Here is a 16,857-nt window from a genome sequence, read left to right as displayed (position 1 = left end):
CCCGGACAGGAGAGCAGCACGTGAGTACAGCGCACGCCGGCCCAGGTGACTACAGCCAGGTGCCGAATCCGGAGCAGGCCCTGAAGTATGCAATTCGGCATATTGCGGGTGACCGTGTCGAGATCGTAGAGGGAGTCATCACCCCGGTGTCACCGTCCTGGGCCCACGAGAGCGCTGTCGACCTGATCCGTGAGCAGATCGGCCCTCGCATGCGCGAGCTCGACCTCCGTGCCGGCTCCGGGAACCTCGACCTGCCCGGTACGGAGAACTTCTACGTGCCGGACCTGGCCGTCGTACCCGCCGAGCTGGCGAAGACGGAGGGAGCGCTCCTCCCGGACCAGACCGTGCTCGTCGTCGAAGTGACATCACCGTCGAACGGTGAAACCGACAGGACCGCCAAGCGCCGGCGCTACTCGCAGTTCGGCGCGCCCGTGTACCTCCTGGTCGACCGGCAGGAACGCACCTGCACGCTGCTCTCCCAGCCGGGCCGGCTCGGCTACACCCGGGTGGAAGGACCGCACCCCTTCGGCACCCCCCTGCAGCTACCGCCTCCGCTGAGCCTTGAACTCGACACGGCGGGTTTCTGAGTCGGGGAGTCGGCCGGGCGGTGGGTCGGCTTCGTAGCCTGATCGGGGTCCGGTGAGCCGACTGCCCTGCGGTGACGGCCCGTCAACCCTGGGTGAATTGGGTGAAATATTATCGAGTTTTACGATTTAACCGCCCTGCCGTGCGGTGGTGGCATGCGTGGATTCCGCAGCATGAAGCGAAGTCACCAACCAAGAGGTGGAGAGATGATCAAGAAATTCGCTGTCGTTGCAGCTGCTGCCAGTGCTCTCGTTCTTGCGGACGCGAGCTGGGCCGTCGCCGACTCCGGTGGCCATGGCGGCACGGACAGGCGTGGCGGAGACGTCGGCATCGCATGCGTGGTCGGCCAGGACGCGGGCTTCTCGAACAACTGCGGCAACACGTACATCTACAAGCCCAACCTTCTGGGCGACCTGCTCAACCTGCTCTCGCCGCCTCCCACCACCGGTGGCGGTGGCGACAGCGGCGGCGGTGGCAACAACGGCGGCGGTAACAACGGTGGTGGTACCGGCAACAACGGCGGTGGTAGCAGCGGCGGCAACAGCTGATCCGTTCGACACCGGCGTGTTCTCCTCCTTGACCACGCCGGCGGGGCCGGGGACGCACCGGGCACAGCACGGGTGCGCACCCCGGCCGTTGCGTGCCCTTTGGAGCACAGATCGGTGCCCGATCGTCCGTTGTGCTGCGCGGCGACAGTCCGGCCGGATATGCCAGAGGGAACACCTGTCGCGCCTCCGGAGGGGTTCCCCATGCACGCGAAAGACCCCGGCAAGCCGTCGGAGCCGCAGCGGCGCCGCGACCTGCCGCGCAAGGTCGCTCCGGCGGCCGACGGGCTGGGGTTGAGCCTCGGGGGCGTGTCTGCGCAGACGGTCCTCGCCTTGCAGCGCGGCATCGGCAACGCCGCGGTCTCGCGGGTGATCGAGCGGTCCAGGCACCAGCACGGTGCGGGGTGCGGTCACCCGCAGGCCGTCGTCGGGGCGGGCGCACCGGTACAGCGGTCCCCCGTCCAGAGGAGGACGGGGGACGCGCCGGCCGCCCGTCCCGGTGAGCCGGTCGTGCAGCGCGCCATCACCTACGCCAAGGCCGACTGGTCACGGCAGCACCTCTCGCCGGACCGTTTCGCGGAACTGCTCCAACAGGCGTCCGGCGAGCAGGAAGGTGACGGATTCAGCGTCCCCTACCGGGAGTTGTTCAAGGCCTTGGAGGAGTCCGCGATCACCATCGAGATCGACGAGCAGACGGACATCAGGGGTGCGCGCGCGTTGTTCGCGCTCAGCAACGAAGGAGAGGGCGGCGCGCTGCGGATCACCCCGCCCAAGGACCAGGCCTCACCGCTCGAACTGCGGGAATTCGCCGCGACCGTGACCCATGAGATGCAGCACGCGCTCGACTCGGTCACCGGCCGTTTCAAGTCCCAGGAGAAGCCGCAGACGATGGCGCAGCGGAAGATCTCCACCGAGTTGCGCGCGTTCGGCGAAGAGGCGGCCGCGGCGCTCAAACTCGCCATGGGCGACGGCTACAGCAAGAGCCAGGGGAAACTCTCCGCGATCCTGAAGACGATCCCCGGGGACCGGCTCACGCCCGAGCGCAGCCGACTCGCCGGCGAGTTCCACACGATGGACAGCTACCGCGCCGCCGGCCGGGATCCCCTCGACGCCTTCGGGGCGGCGATCCCGATCCCCAACAGCGTGCTCCTGGAACGCGTGGCGGGCTACCTGTCCTTCTACAAGCTGGTCGCCGACACCCCGACCAGTGCGGAGGCACTCCAGTGGCTGCGCGCCACGCCGGCGGTGGTGGAGAAGGGGCTGGTGGAGGGGACCGTCCTGTTCCACAACCACCGCCCGCAGCCGGAGTGAGGGCGCGGGCGGTCGGGAGGGCGCGGGTGGTCGGGAGGGCGACAAGCGCGAGATCACGTCCAGCCGTTGCGGGTGGAAGCCCGGATCTGCGCGTTCACCGCGCAGTCGGCGTCGATTCCGGGGCCGTCCGCAGCTTCAGGGCTTGGGGGGAGGGCAGAGGGGGCGGTCGGGTACCCGGACCGGCAGGGTGCGTCGTTCATCGGTGGTGAAGGAGCGGTAGCCGATGATGCGGCACAGGCTCCGCTGCCAGGCGTCGGGGTCGAGGACGATCCGGTGGACGTAGTCGTTCTCGGTGCGGATGAGGAGGGTCTTTCCGTCGTTGGTGGCGTCCAGGAACGTGAGCGGCTCCTGCAGACTGTTGTCGGTCACGTTGCGGAAGTCGTAGGAGTCGACGGAAGGTTGGCCGCTGACCTGGTAGATCCGGATGGCGTTGTCGGCCGCGATCATGAAACGGCCCTGGGCGTCGACGAAGCGGGTGATGGCCGAGTTCTGGCCCGGTGTGCTGGTGGTGGGGAGGGGGCCGATTTCCCTCTGCAGGGGGTCGAGCCGCCACAGTTCGATGACGCTGTTGCGGCGGAGAACGGCCAGGTAGCGGCCGCTCTCGTCGAACCGGGCCGCGATCAGGTCGGTGATGCCCGGGTTCAGCGACGTGACGGTGTGGCCGGTGCCGATGTCGACGACACGGATCACGGGGTCGTCGTGCACGACCACGGTCACCTTTCCCTCCTGCCAGTACGGGCCGACGTACATCTGCGGCGTGCCGGGCTTGTCGGCCCGGGGGTGGAACGCGGCCGCGTCGAACTGCGCCGACCGGAGGCCGGTTCTGGCCTCCCACTGCTGGATCCGGGTGCCGGAGACCGTCACCAGGCGGTCGGCCCCGTCGAAGAAGTAGCTGAAGCCGTCGGCTGCCGAGGCGCCCTGGGGCGGTGGTGCCACTGTGATGCGGGCGACCGCTCGCAGGGTGGAGGCATCACGGACGGAGACGGTGTTCGGGCCGTCCCGGAGCGCGATGAGCGTGTCGTCCCGGTTGGACATGAGGCGGTCGCCTTTGCCCTTCCAGGCGGGCTGTGGCAGGGCTGTTCTGGTCAGGAGCCTTCCGGGGTCGAGCCCGGGCTCGCGGAGTTCGAGGTCGGTGCCGCCCGTCAGGCGGGTGGTGAGCTTTCTGCCGTCCCGACTGAGGTGGACGGTGTCGGCCGCGGCCGTGTCCTCCTCGCCCGCGGGGATCTCGGTGTAGGAGATGGAGCTCCGTCCCTGACCGGCGAGGTACTCCTTCCCGCCGTTGGAGAGGAGAACGGACGCGTGCTCGTACAGGCGGCCCGGTTCGTCCACCAACGCGACGGCTTTTCCCCGGTCGAGGTCCAGGACCGTCAGTTTGGCGGCTTCGTTGATCACGATCCGGTGGCCGTCGGCGCTCGCCGCGGTCAGTTCGGCCGCCGGGGCGATCGTCTCCGTGGTTTCGTAAGGTTTCCCCACCACGGATCCGTCGGACACCCGGATCAGTCGTACGGTGCTCTTCGTGCCACTGCCCTGTCCGGGGTCGTGGGTCTGGACGACGGCGACGGTGGTCCGGTCCCCGGAGGGCAGGATCCCCTGGTGATCAGCAGGCATCACCACGGTCCGCGCGGCGCCGCCGGCCATGTCTACGGAGGCCAGTCCGGTACTGCCGTTGCTGGTCTTCACGAGCAGGGAATGCCCGTCGGAGCCGAACCACAGCCCGCTTCCCATGTTCTGAGGTGCGGGAACGCGGCCGGCGATCGTCCCCGCGTCCAGATCCCACCAGACCAGGCTGTCGCGGGTCGGAACCGCGATGTAGCGCCCGTCGGGTGACATCGCGGTCGCGTCGGCAGGAGCCGAGGAGATCTGCAGCACCCCGTCCACCCGGGGCAGTTGGTGCACCTGGCCGATGGGCGCGGTGCTCTCCTTGTCGACGTCGAACCAGCCTCCCGTCCCGTCGTCGGCCACGAATCCGGCTCGGCGTCCGTCCGGGGAGACCATCAGGTAGAAGGCGTACTGGGCCGGGACCGGCCAGCTGTGGACGGTGCCGTCCCGGCCGCGGACGAACAGGACGACGTGGGCCATGGCGTCACGGGAGAGGACGACGTCACCGTCTCGGCTGGTGCTGAACGTCCCGCCGGTTCCGGACAGGCCCGAGAACAGGGAGTCCGCGCCGGCCCGGAGGAGGTACTGCCGCATCAACTGGTTCCGGGCCTCCGGCGTGGGCTTCGTCCGGTACGCGGCGAGGGCCATCATCACGGCCCGGACCGGGTCGTAGGCCATGTCGTCCTGGGAGGCCTGGACGAGGGCGCGGGAGTCGGAGTCGGCCTGGCGCTCCGCGGCATCGCGGCGGGCCGTGGCGAACAGGACGCCCAGGGCGAGGGAGACGGTGATCACCCCGACGAGGACGGTCCGGAAGGTGCGGCGCCGGCGGCCGCGGGCCCGGTGGTGCCTCCTCGCGAGTTCGAGGTAGCTGCGTTCGGCCTCGGACAGCTCGGCGCCGCGCTCGCGCTGCCAGGTGCGGGCGGTGGCGAGGGTGGGCCCGGTGGGGAGCAGGTCGGCGGGTTGACCGGCGTGGTCCCAACGCCGACGGTCGTGCCGGACGGATTCCCGCCACTCCAGGAACGCACGGTCCTCGCCGACCCAGTCGCGCAGCCGGGACCAGGCGGTGATCAGGGCCTCGTGGGCCAGCTCAACGGTCTCGACGCCCTCGGCACTGTGATCGATGACCAGGAGCCGGGTGCCGGCCAGACGTTGGGCGATGTGCCATTCGTCCTCGGCGAGCTCCTGGCGGGGAACCGTCCGGCGGGTGGCACCGGGTGCGCCGAGGGGGACGCGGACGAGGCGGGTGAAGAGCCGGCGGGCGGCCGGCTCCTCCCCGGCGGAGACATGTCTGTCCCAGGCCTGCTCGGCGTACTCCCCGAGGGCTCCGCTGACGTGACCGATCTCCTCGTACGCACGGTGGCTGAGAACCCCGGCCGCCTGACGCTTCCACAGCAGGTCGAGGGTGAAGCCGAGGAGCGGCAGGGCACCCGCCTCACCGCCCGCATCGGTCAGGATGCGGTCCACCAGGTGGGCCTCGTAGCGAACCGACGGAATCGCCGCCACCGGTGCGGTGACGACCTCCCGGAGCTGGTCACCGGTCATCGGCCCCAGAGCGTAGACCTGCCGGCTGCAGGCCCGGCCAAGACTCGGATGGGCCAGCGCGGTCTCCAGGTAGTCGGCCCGGAGCGTGGTGAGCACGTGCACGGTCCCAGGGAGCGACGGGCCGAACAGCACGGCCGCCAACTCATCGACAGCCGCCGGGTCGGCTCCGGTGAGCATCTCCTCGAACTGGTCGACCACGACGATCAGTTGATCGGTGCCGAGGCGGGACAGCAGGAGGGCCGCGAGATCTCCGAGCCCCTGGGCGCGCAGCAGGCCGGTGAGCGCCGGAAGGCGTTCGAGACGTTCCAGTTCGGTCAGATCCGGTTCCAGCAGCGGAGACAGCGCGGCGGCGAGCGCGGACAGCGGGGTGGCGCCGGCGCTGGGCCGGATCACCACGGCGGTCATGCCCTGGGAGTGCAGGCGGGGTATGATGCCGGCCATCGCGAGGGAGGACTTGCCCGAACCGGATGGGCCGACGAGGGTGGTCCACCGCTCCCGGGCGACCAGGGCGGTGACTTCGGCCGTCTCCGCCCGACGGCCGTGGAAGACCGGGGCGTCGGATTCCTGAAGCGGGCGCAGACTCCGGAACGGTGACGGCGGCAGCGCCAGTTCGCGAAGCTGCGGCCACACGGCGGCGAGGCCCTCGGCAGGGATCAGGTAACCGGATGGAGGATCTCCGGTCTCCGCGACCGCCATCATGCCGACGACACCGTCGAGTTGTTCGTCCCACACCGGGCCGCCGCTGAACCCGGGGGAGACCCGGTAGCCGTTGGCGGCCAGGTCGGCCTGGATCCACCCGTTGGCCTGCCGGGCCCTCAGGACACCGGAGTGCCAGACACCGCCCGGGCGGCCGCTCGGCAGGCCGTACGCCCGCACGGTGTGTCCCCAGACGTCGGAGGACTCCACGATGCGGATCGGCCGGGCGCCCGGAAGCGGAGTGGACAGGTGCAGCACGGCCACGTCCCCGGCGCCGTGCGGGTGGGCGGGCGCCCACCGTTCAACGGTCGTGGGCACGCGCGTACCGCCTGTGCCGTCAGCTGCGGCGGGCGGGTCGGTGAGCGGGTCGGTGAGCGGGTCGGTGAGCAGCGGGAGGTCGACGTCGACGCGGGCGTCGGCGTCCGGCTCGGCTCCCGGAGGGAGGCCCAGCGCGGCGGACACCACGTGCGCACACGTCAGTATCCGATCGGCGGTCACCAGGAAGCCGAGGCCGACCGGGACGCCTCGACGGTCATGGATACGGACGACGGCGGAGGCCAGTGCGTCGGGCCCGGCCCCGTCGACGGCGTCGGCGCGGGACGTGGACACTAGGCCGGGTCCGAGGCCGCCGGAGGCGCCGACGCCTCGGTGGTCTGCCGGTTCCAGGTGAGCGAGACCTTGAAGTTGGCCTCTGCGGCGGTGCTGGAGATCACCACGTCGGCCTCGGCCGACAAGGACAGGCCGAACTCGATGCTGATCTCGTCCGGGGCGTGCGCCAGGTCCCGGAACCCCTCGACGAAGTTCTGCGCGACCGGACGCACACCGGCCAGCATGTCCCCGAGCGAGCGTGTCGCCCGAGCCACCACCTGTCCGGGCCGGGCGACCTGCACCAGCCCTTCCCCGACCTGCTCGATCTCCACCCGGACCACGTCCTGCCCGTCGCTCACCGAGCCGACGGGCAGTTCCACGAAGTACGCCATGATCCCCCCGGATCTGGTCAAAGTCCCCGAACAGCACACCGCTTGTGAGGTGTCGCCTGCTCACCGTAAAGGCCTACCGGCCTCCGCGTCCCGGAATCATGACTGCCAGTCAGCTCGGGCTTCCCGTCGCCGGCGGTCCGCGCGGCGGTCCCGCTGGTGCCGGGAGCCGGCCCCGATCGCGACGGAAATCCGTGAACAGGCCCCGGAACGGCTGCACCGCCGTTCCGGGGCCCGCTCGTCGGCGCATGGGCCGTCAGATGTTCCACAGGACGGTCGTGGGGCGGGGCGTGGGGGGAACGGAGGTGGGCGGGGCCCAGACGCCGTTCTCGAAGAAGTCCTTGATGGTGGTGTACCAGGGCTTGTAGACGATCCCCTGCGTTGCCAGCCAGGCGTCGTTGTAGTACTCGTTCGTGTAGCGGTCGCCCGGGTCGCACATCACGGTGGCGACGCTTCCGAGTTGGGTGCCCTCGTTCATGCCGAGCAGGATCCGGATCGCGACGAACACGCCGGTTCCGGTCGAGGGCCCGGCGTGGATGCCCAACTCCGTCCGGTCGGAGAGGTAGCGCATGGTGGCGACCGACGCCGCGTCGGCGACGCGGATCATGCGGTTGACCGTGGTCGGTACGAACGAGGCCTCGACCCTGGGCCGGCCGATGCCCTCGATGTGCGAGCCCTGGTCGGTCACCGTGGGGTCCTGCCAGTACCAGCCGTCGAAGTACGCGGAGTGCTCCGGGTCGGGCACGCACACCCGGAGCTTCTTGCCGGTGTACCGGGCGTACCGGGCCACCGAGGTCGTCGTGCCGCCGGTGCCCGCGCCCATGGCGAACCAGTCCAGGTCCGGCAGGACCTTCAGCAGTTCCGCCGCGAGACTGTGGTCGCCACGCCAGTCGTAGGACCGCTCCGCGTACGTGAACTGGTCCATGAAGTGGCCGTCATAGCGCTTCGCCACCCGGCGGGCGTACTCGACGATGTCACCCGCCACCGGGACCACGGTGCCGCCGTACTGCTCGATCAGCTTCTGCTTCTCCGGGGCCGTGCTCTTCGGCACGACCGCGTAGAAGTCGATGCCGAGCCTTTGGCAGTACCACGCCTCGGAGATGGCCGTCGAGCCGCTGGACGCCTCCACCACGGGGCGGCCCTGCTGGCCAGCGCGTGGGTGAGCAGCGCCGCCGCGAGCCGGTGCTTGTGGCTACCGGACGGCTGGTCGGCCTCTCGCTTGATGTACAGCTTCAACCCGTTGAGCTGCGGGGGCAGCGGAATCTCGTTCACCGCCGTCTCCTTGGGCGCGAGTTCGCCGCGGATGCGCTGGATGCAGGCGTTCACCCACTCCCGGTCGTCCGGGTAGACGTCCGACTCGTCGTCCCCCTCCACCGCCAGGACCCTCTCGTCCACGCGTTCCATCACACTCATCAGCAGTCTCCGTCCAGCTCATCGAGCTCCACCCGCCCACGCGGGGCGGCATCCGCCCCAGCATGGGAGGCGCGAAGGCCCCTGGTGGAAACGCGGTGCTTGCGACACGCACTATTCGTCGCGACAGCGCAACGTGCGCGGCCCGCCCGTGAGCTGGAGGAGCAGCTCCGGGCCGAGGGGGCCGGCCGCCCACGGCTGGGACCAGGACCAGGCGCCTCTCCGGGTGGTGGTCGGTACACCGGCACATCGGCATCACATTTCTGACGTACCGTCAGGGACGGCTCCCTGCGTGCGGTGCGGAGTTCGGCAAGCGTGCAAAGGCCGGAAAGGCCGCCTCCACCTTCTGGTGGAAGCGGCCTCTTCGTTGTGTGAAGTCGCGGGGGGCATTGGGAACCCGCGATCCCTTTGTCCTGGCTGTCCGTCAGCCGACCGGAAGGCGCGGGGTGCGCGGCGGTTCCGTGCGGCGTTGCCCGGTCGTCTCGAAGGCGGCGGCGAGCTGGAGCAGGGTGTTGTCGTCGTAGGAGCGCCCGGCGAAGGTCAGCCCGACGGGCATGCCGGTGTCCGCCATGGTGCCCATGGGGACGGTGACCGTCGGGATGCCGAGGTGGCGGGGGACGAGGTTGCCGTTGGCGACCCAGACGCCGTTGCGCCAGCCGAGGTCCGCGGAGGACTCGTTCACGTCCATGTCCGCAGGGCCGACGTCGGCGACGGCGGGGAAGACCACGGCGTGCAGGCCGAGTTCGTCCATCCACGTCTCCAGGTCGATCCGGCGGGTCTCCTCGAGCCCGCGCAGTCCCTGCTCGAGGTGCGGGATCTCGGTGATCGACGCGTAGGGGCGGTCGCGCACCAGCCGCGGGTAGTCGGCGATCACGTCGTCGAAGCCGGCGTAGCGGTCCGGCAGTTCGCCGGGGTGCTTGGGCCAGATGAGTGCGCTGTCGACGTCGGCGAGGGTCGCCAGTGCGGGGTCCGCGTTGGCGCGCAGGAAGTCGTCCCAGGCCCAGGCGGAGAGGTCGAGGATCTCGTGGGTGAGGAAGTCGCGGCTGACGAGGCCTCGGGTGAGGAGGGAGGGCGCGCCGGGGCGGTCGGACTCGTAGTTGGTCACCACGGGGAACTCGACCTCGACGACCTCGGCGCCGGCGGCCTCCAGGTCGCGGCGGGCGGCCTGCCACAGGGCGATCACCGAGGCGCGCGTGTCGATCGGCTGCCCGGTCTGGCCGCCGATGCCGCCGTCGGGGTTGGTGCCGGCGTCGGGGTCGGCGTTGATGTACATCCGGGGGACGCCGACGCGCCGGCCGGCGAGCGTTGCGCGCGCCGCTGCCGCGTCCGCGGGAGCCAGCGCCGGGTACGAGGCCGGACGGACCTGGGACGGCGCGGGCAGCGGGATCCAGGGCTGTGCGCGCCACAGGTCGCCGCGGGTGTCCGGGTCGTCGGCGACGATGACGTCGAGCAGTTCGAACAGGTCGGCCATGGTGCGGGTGTGGGGGACGACGACGTCCATGGTCGGTACGAGCGGCCAGTTGCCGCGCACCGAGATCACGCCGCGGCTGGGCGTGTAGGCGCACAGCGCGTTGTTGGAGGCGGGGGCCCGGCCCGAGGACCAGGTCTCCTCGCCGAGGCCGAAGGCGCCGAACGAGGCGGCCGTGGCGGTGCCGGAGCCGTTGGAGGAGCCGGAGCCGTAGGCGCTGGTCAGCCAGTCGGCGCTGTACGGGCTCTCCGCGCGGCCGTACACGCCGCGCTGCATGCCGCCGTTGGCCATCGGCGGCATGTTCGTCAGGCCGATGAGCACGGCCCCGCCGGCGCGCAGGCGCTCGATGGCGAAGGCGTCGCGCTGGGCGACGAGGTGCTCGAAGGCCGGTGAGCCGGCGGCGGCGGTGAGGCCCTCGGCGAGGTAGCTGTCCTTGGCGGTGTAGGGGATGCCGTCGAGGGGACCGAGGGTCTCGCCGCGCGCGCGGCGGGCGTCGGAGGCCTCGGCCTCGGAGCGGGCGTGCGGATTCATCACGACCATCGCGTTGAGCGCGGTGGCGGTGCCGGGCCGGTCGTAGGCGTCGATCCGGGCGAGGTAGGCGTCGAGCAGGCCGACCGCGGTGGTCTCGCCCTTCTCCAACGCCGCGCGCAGGTCGGCGATATCTGTCTCGACGACGTCGAATGCGCGTGTCATGCGGGTGCCTCCAGGGTTTTCGGTTGAACGGTCCGAGGCGTTCGGCCTCGAAGGTGCGGCGCTGGGCCGCTGGTGGGACTTGGCCCCGCCCGGGGGTGGGGACGCAGCTTCGCACGTGTCGGCCGAGCGGTGTCGGCCGGGTCGGCGCCGGCTACAGGACGGCGGGGGCGAGTTCGTCGGTGCGCGGGTGCTCCTGGTCGGTGTCGGCCATGCGGCGGTCGGGGCGGCGCGCGAGCAGGTAGGCGAGGCCGGCGAGGGTGACGGTGCCGACGCCGAGCGGTGCCGCCCAGATCTGGTACCAGGGTGCTCCGGTCGGGGCGAGGATGGTGCGCGGCCAGCATATGTTGACCAGTTCGAAGCCGGTCCACAGCACCGCGAGGACGTTGAGCGGGGTGCCGAGGCGTCCGTAGCCGACCGCGCCGGCGGGCTTCCAGGTGCCGCGCAGGCGGGCGATGAGGGCGACGAGGGCGAGCAGGAAGAACGGCACGAAGATGGCGGCGCTGCCGAAGGTGATCAGGCTGCCGATGGCCGAGGTGTTCAGGCCGAGCACCAGTGCGGCGCAGCTGACCACCGTGGCCGCGACGAGGCCGCCGATCGGCGCCTTGTGCCGGTTGACCTTGCGGACGTGGCGGGAGAACGGGAAGACGTCGTCGCGGGCGAGGGAGTAGAGGCCGCGGGCGGCGCCGCCCTGGGAGGCCATCAGGCAGGCGGTGAAGCTGATCAGGACGACGAGGACGAAGGGCTTCTCGGCCCAGCCGCCGAAGGCGTGGGTGACGGCGGTGGTGACCGGGTCGAGGTCCTTGGCCGCGACGACGGCGGCGGGGTCGGGGTGGGCGAGCTCGACGGAGACCGCGTTGAGGATGACGACGAGTCCGACGCTGAGCAGCGACCACCACATCGCCTTGGGGACCTGTCGAGCGGCGTTCTTGGTCTCCTCGGCGGTCGACACACAGGCGTCGAAGCCCATGAAGGCCCAGCCGGCGACGGCCACGGCGGCGAGCAGGGCGCCGGTGTCGCTGATGCCCAGCCCCTTCGGCGCGTTCAGGAAGTCGGTGAGCAGGGAGAAGCCGTGCTGCCGGAAGAAGCCCCACGACCGGGGAGACGACGGCGAAGCCCATGGAGATGTTTCCGAGCACGCTCAGGCTGCGCCGCAGCTCCTGCTGGTAGCCGAGCGCGGCCAGCCGGTCGGCATCGGTCGGGGTGTTCTCGGCCACGGGCTGCGCCCTCCAGATAAAACTAACTTTGTTAGCAACTGCTGTCGGTCTGGCACGATAGCCCCCGGACACGGAGAGCGGAAGAGGGGAATTTTCGGTGGGCCGACCTACCAAGGCACTGCTGACCCGCGAGCGGATCGCGCTCGCCGCGCTCCAGGTGGTGGACGAGGACGGCCCCGACGGCCTGACCATGCGAGCACTGGCGGAGCGGCTCGGGGTCAAGGCGGCCTCGCTCTACAACCACATCCAGAGCAAGGACGCGCTGGTCGACACGGTCTCCGAGCTGGTCAACGACGAGATCGACCACACGCCGCTGGGCGATCCCGACTGGCGGGCCGGCCTCGCGGCGTACGCGCGCGGCTACCGCGCGGTCTTCCTGAGGCACCCGAACGCCATCGCCCTGCTCGCCCGCCGCCGCGTCGAAGCAGCCAGCGCGCTGCGCGGCTACGACGCGCTGCTCGCCCTCCTCGGCCGGGCCGGTCTCGGCCCCGCGGACGCGGCGGAGGTCGCCGCGGCGCTGGACTACCTGGTACTCGGCTCCGCGATGGAGACCTTCACGGCCGGCTTCACCCGGGCACCGGCCGCATACCGGCCGGAGTACCCGGCGCTCGCGGACGCCCTGGACGGCTCCTTCGCCCGCGGCGGTGGTGCTACGGGCCTCGACGACCGCGGGTTCGAGCTGGGGCTCGGTCTGCTGCTCGACGGCGTGGAGCGTCGGACACCGTAGGGCCGGGGCGGGTCGTCGCGTCCCCCGGGAGGGGAGTGAGGCTCCCGATCGCCGGGCAAGCCCGACTTCGCCACAGCGACCACACCCCGGGCGTTGCGGCCACTGGTGCTGCGCCGGGCAGGTGAAGAAACCACCCGTCAGGCTTGGATTCGGGCCGGCGCAGGTACGTGGTCCTGCTGTCCGTGCCGTCTGCCGACATCGAGGTTCCCGTGTCATCTGTCCGACGGTTGCGGCCGCGCCCGCCGCACGTCCTGTCCGCGCTGCTGGCGGTGGTGCTCGGTGCGGGCGCTGCCGCGCTGACCGTTCCGGCCCCGGCCGCCTCCGCGGGGACACCGAGGCCCGGTCACGCCCAGTCGGTTGCGGAACCGGCGACCAAAGCAGCCAAAGCAGCCAAGGCGGCCAAGCCCAAGCCACGGGGAGCCGGCACGCAGCGTCCGATCGGCCCGGACCCGGTGGTCGACCTGCTGGCGCACGGCAACCTCACGATGGCCTCCAACTCGGTACTGACCTGCGACGACAGCGACGGCACGGTCTGCTCGGACACCGAGGGCTCGAACAACGGGCGGACCAAGTTCATCAAGGTCGACCCGAACGCGCCGGGCCCCAACGCCGCCTCCGCGCAACTGCTGCTGCCGGCCGGGGCGAACGTCCTCTCCGCCCGCCTGTACTGGCAGTTCAACCCGACCGGGACCAGCACCAACGGCACCTCCGGGGACATCAACAAGGGCAACCAGGTCTTCTGGAAGGTCCCGGGCGCGAGCGGCTACCAGCAGGTGACCGCCGACACCTACGACTGGTTCGACCAGAAAGTCGGCGGGAACCCGCCCGAGCCGCTGCTGGCCGGCGGGGCGGTCAAGGACGTGACCGCCGAGGTCAAGGCGGCCGGCCCCGGCAGCTACACCGTCGCCGACATCCAGGCGTGCAGCGGACGCTCCTCCGCGCAGAACTACGGTGGCAACAACGTGGGTTGCTGGGGCGGCTGGTCACTCGTCGTCGCGTACGAGGACCAGGCCGAGCCGCTGCGCTACCTCCAGGTCTGGGACGGCTACCAGCTGCTGCGCGACCCGGACAACTCGACCACGCTGACGCTCGGCGGCATCCGCACCCCCGCCACCACGGCCCCGCGCGCCACCATGGGGATCACCGTCGGCGACGGCGACGCGCCGATCGCCGGGGACACCCTGGCCGTCGGCTCCACGCCGGAGAACCTGACCCTCCTGCCGATGCCCGGCCCCAACGGGGTCGGCACCGACAACGCGTTCACCAGCCGGATCGACCACGTCGCCGCGGACGGCACCGGGACCAACATCACCACCCGCGACCCCGACCCGATCAACAACTACGGCTACGACGCCCGGATGATCGACGTGACCGGCAAGATCCCGGCCGGCAGCGAGCAGGCCCTGGTCCGGATCAGCGGCGCCGGCGACGCCCTGGAACCGCAGGCGGCCTGGCTCGCCCTCGACGCCCTCGAACCCGACCTGCGGATCACCAAGGCCAACACCCCGCCCGGCAGCCCCGACGACAACCCGCCCGGTCTGGTCGGCCCCGGCGAGACCATCACCTACACCTTCGCGGTGACCAACCGCCGCCAGGACGGCAGCAGCACGGACCTCGACACCGCGACCGACGTCACCGTGACCGACACGATCCCGGTCGGCACCACCTTCGTCCCCGCCTCCAACCCCGCCTGCCGGGCCAGCGGACAGACCGTCACCTGCACCGTCCCCGACCTGCCCCCGGGCGCCGAGGCCGACGTCGCCTTCCAGGTCACCGTCGACGCCTCGGCCGCTGTCGGCACCCACCTCGACGACACCGCCACCCTCCACTTCCAGGGCAGCCAGACCCAGAGGGTCCAGGAACGCACCAGCAACACCGTCCGCAACACCGTCGCCGCCGAACCCGCCTACACCATCACCAAGACCGCCGACCCCGGCACGGCCAAGCCCGGTGACACCGTCCACTACCGGATCCAGGTCACCAACACCAGCCAGACGGACGCCCCCGGGGTCACCCTCACCGACGACCTGTCGGGCGTGCTGAACTCCGCCGCGTACAACAACGACGCCACTGCCGACCGCGGGCAGGTCCAGTCCGTCGGGACCACGCTGACCTGGAGCGGGGACCTGCCCGTCGGCGCCACCGCGACCATCAACTACTCCGTCACCGTGCGCTCCCCGCTGGCCGCAGACGCGGTCCTGCGCAACACCGTCTCCTCCGACACCTTCGGGAACAACTGCCGCCCCGGCTCCACCGACGCGCACTGCCGCGCCGAGGTGCCGGTGACCGTGCCGAGCCCGAGTCCCAGCCCGAGCCCGACGTCCTCGCCGAGCCCCGGCCCGACCACCAGCCCCAGCCCGGCGCCCAGCCCGAGCCCGACCCACACCCCTCCGCCCGGACACGGCGGCCAACTCCCTGAGACCGGCAGCAACATGGGCCGGGTCCTGCCCTTCGTCGGCTTCTCCGCGCTCGGCACCGTCGCGGCGGGCGCGCTCCTGCTGCTGAGGAGCCGCCGCACCCGCTGAGCCCCGCACCCGCTGAGCCCCGTAGCCGCACGACCCCACGGCCGCACCCACGCCCCCCGCGTGGGTGCGGCCTCGTACTGCCGGACGGCGCCGGACGGACCGGGGAGTGAAGGGCCGGCCGAGCCTGCTCGCCGACGCGGCGGCCCACCGGAAGGACTGAGGCACGCACCCCGCCTACAGGGCGTCCTGCGCGCCGGGGTCCAGAGTGAGTTCGCCGTCGCCGGAGTCGTAGTCGAACAGCTCGGCGTAGCGGCCCCAGTCGATGGCGGTGTCCAGCTGGCGGCGCGCGTCCTCGGCGGAGAAACCGCGCCGCAGCAGGTCGAGGAACAACCCTTCGCGCAAGGTGTGACCGTCGGTGGCGGCCAGGGCCTGGACGATGGCCCGCACGAGCGGGGCGCGGCTGGCGGCGTGGTGGGCGAAGAGCTGCTTGCTGGTGAGGATGTCGGCGGCGGCGAACTCGCGGCCGGCGTCGGTGACGCGGATGCGGGGGCCCTCCGTGCGCGCGAGGTCGAGCAGCTCGGCGGCGTCGACCAGGGGTAGCAGGTCGTCGATCTCGAAGTTGAGTTCGTCGGCGATCTCCGCCAGGCCGTCCTCGCCGCCGCGGGCGACGAGGATTTCCAGCAGGCCCGCCAGCCCGCCGACGCTGACCTCCGGCAGCGGCGTGCTGGTCGGGGTCGGGGCGGGCCGCTCGGCACCACCGGTCGTCGCAGGCTCTACCGCGGCGACGGCAGCATCCTCCCGGCCGGTGAGGATGCCGTAGACGGTGTCGACGATGGATTCGAAGTGCGGGTCCTGGCGGTTGCGGGGGCGGGGCAGGTCGACGCGCAGTTCGGCCTGGATGCGGCCGGGGTTGGCGGCCAGCACCAGGATGCGGTCGGCCAGCAGGACGGCTTCCTCGATGTTGTGGGTGACGATCAGGATCGACTTGACCGGCGCCTCATGCCCTTCCCACAGGCCGACCAGCTCGTTGCGCAGGTTCTCGGCGGTCAGCACGTCCAGAGCGGAGAACGGCTCGTCCATCAGCAGCGCGTCCGGTTCGACGACCAGGGCGCGGGCGAAGCCGACGCGCTGGCGCATGCCACCGGACAGTTCCTTGGGGTAGGCGGACTCGAAGCCGTCCAGACCGATCAGGTCGATCGCCTTCAGCGCCCGCTCGCGCCGCTCCTGTTCACCGACGCCCTGGGCGTGCAGGCCCAGTTCGACGTTCTGCTGCACGGTGAGCCAGGGCAGCAGGGCGAAGGACTGGAAGACCATCGACACACCCGGGTTGGCACCGGTCAGCGGCTCGCCCCGGTAGGCGACGGTGCCCGAGGACGGGGCGATCAGCCCGGCGATGCACCGCAGCAGGGTCGACTTGCCGGAGCCGGACTTGCCCAGCAGCGCGACGATCTCGCCCTCCGCCAGGTGGAAGCCGATGTCGTCCAGGACAGGCAGCTCCCGGCCGTCGGGGGTGGTGAACGTCTTGGTCACCCGCTCGGCCCGCACGATCGTGGCGCCGGTCGGGCGGGGGCCGGGGGTGCGCGGGTGGTCGGTGGTCACGGGTCCTGCCTCGCTCGCTGGTACGA

11 protein-coding genes are annotated in these 16,857 nt (G+C 71.3%); 5 read left to right on the top strand and 6 right to left on the bottom strand.

Annotated elements, in window-relative coordinates; translation table 11 throughout:
- Positions 1-20: 20 nt before the first annotated feature.
- The 3 genes from ACFWPT_RS19260 to ACFWPT_RS19250 all read left to right on the top strand — a co-directional run bounded on the left by ACFWPT_RS19260 (position 21) and on the right by ACFWPT_RS19250 (position 2,441).
- A complete protein-coding gene (locus ACFWPT_RS19260) occupies positions 21-587 on the top strand; it encodes a Uma2 family endonuclease (protein ID WP_063352015.1) in 567 nt (188 codons plus the stop codon).
- Between the two features lie 204 nt (positions 588-791).
- Positions 792-1,133: a hypothetical protein gene (locus tag ACFWPT_RS19255; RefSeq protein ID WP_380482987.1), complete on the top strand. Its 342-nt coding sequence runs from the start codon at positions 792-794 to the stop codon at positions 1,131-1,133.
- Positions 1,134-1,334: 201 nt separating this feature from the next.
- Positions 1,335-2,441, top strand: coding sequence for a hypothetical protein (locus ACFWPT_RS19250; RefSeq protein WP_380482985.1), 1,107 nt, complete (start codon positions 1,335-1,337; stop codon positions 2,439-2,441).
- Positions 2,442-2,576: 135 nt separating this feature from the next.
- On the opposite strand, the gene ACFWPT_RS19245 is transcribed toward ACFWPT_RS19250, so the two are convergent.
- The 5 genes from ACFWPT_RS19245 to ACFWPT_RS19225 all read right to left on the bottom strand — a co-directional run bounded on the left by ACFWPT_RS19245 (position 2,577) and on the right by ACFWPT_RS19225 (position 11,853).
- Entirely contained in the window at positions 2,577-6,887 is a 4,311-nt protein-coding gene (locus ACFWPT_RS19245; RefSeq protein WP_380482983.1) for a trypsin-like peptidase domain-containing protein, read from the bottom strand.
- Positions 6,887-7,258 carry a CU044_2847 family protein gene (locus tag ACFWPT_RS19240; protein WP_380369261.1) on the bottom strand — a complete coding sequence of 124 codons (372 nt, stop codon included), beginning with the start codon at positions 7,256-7,258 and terminating at the stop codon, positions 6,887-6,889. Before ACFWPT_RS19240 ends, ACFWPT_RS19245 begins: the two co-directional genes overlap by 1 nt.
- Before the next feature lie 253 nt (positions 7,259-7,511).
- On the bottom strand, positions 7,512-8,387 hold the full coding sequence (locus tag ACFWPT_RS19235; protein WP_380482981.1) for a pyridoxal-phosphate dependent enzyme: 876 nt from the start codon (positions 8,385-8,387) through the stop codon (positions 7,512-7,514).
- A gap of 702 nt (positions 8,388-9,089) precedes the next feature.
- Complete coding sequence (locus tag ACFWPT_RS19230) at positions 9,090-10,826, bottom strand: amidase (RefSeq protein WP_380482979.1); 1,737 nt, start codon at positions 10,824-10,826, stop codon at positions 9,090-9,092.
- 151 nt (positions 10,827-10,977) lie between these two features.
- A complete protein-coding gene (locus ACFWPT_RS19225; protein ID WP_380483063.1) occupies positions 10,978-11,853 on the bottom strand; it encodes an APC family permease in 876 nt (291 codons plus the stop codon).
- Between the two features lie 284 nt (positions 11,854-12,137).
- Between ACFWPT_RS19225 and ACFWPT_RS19220 the strand changes: the two genes are divergently transcribed.
- Together ACFWPT_RS19220 and ACFWPT_RS19215 are read left to right on the top strand one after the other, a co-directional pair.
- Positions 12,138-12,767, top strand: coding sequence for a TetR/AcrR family transcriptional regulator (locus ACFWPT_RS19220; protein WP_380482977.1), 630 nt, complete (start codon positions 12,138-12,140; stop codon positions 12,765-12,767).
- A 209-nt stretch (positions 12,768-12,976) separates the two neighbouring features.
- Entirely contained in the window at positions 12,977-15,292 is a 2,316-nt protein-coding gene (locus ACFWPT_RS19215) for an LPXTG cell wall anchor domain-containing protein (protein ID WP_380482975.1), read from the top strand.
- A gap of 174 nt (positions 15,293-15,466) precedes the next feature.
- On the opposite strand, the gene ACFWPT_RS19210 is transcribed toward ACFWPT_RS19215, so the two are convergent.
- Positions 15,467-16,831, bottom strand: coding sequence for a nitrate/sulfonate/bicarbonate ABC transporter ATP-binding protein (locus tag ACFWPT_RS19210; protein ID WP_380482973.1), 1,365 nt, complete (start codon positions 16,829-16,831; stop codon positions 15,467-15,469).
- Between the last annotated feature and the right edge of the window lie 26 nt (positions 16,832-16,857).

Source organism: Kitasatospora sp. NPDC058478 (genome assembly GCF_042720345.1).
Classification (GTDB): Bacteria; Actinomycetota; Actinomycetes; order Streptomycetales; family Streptomycetaceae; genus Kitasatospora.
Note: the sequence above shows the minus strand (reverse complement) of the source record. Positions and strands in the feature narration are given on the sequence as shown.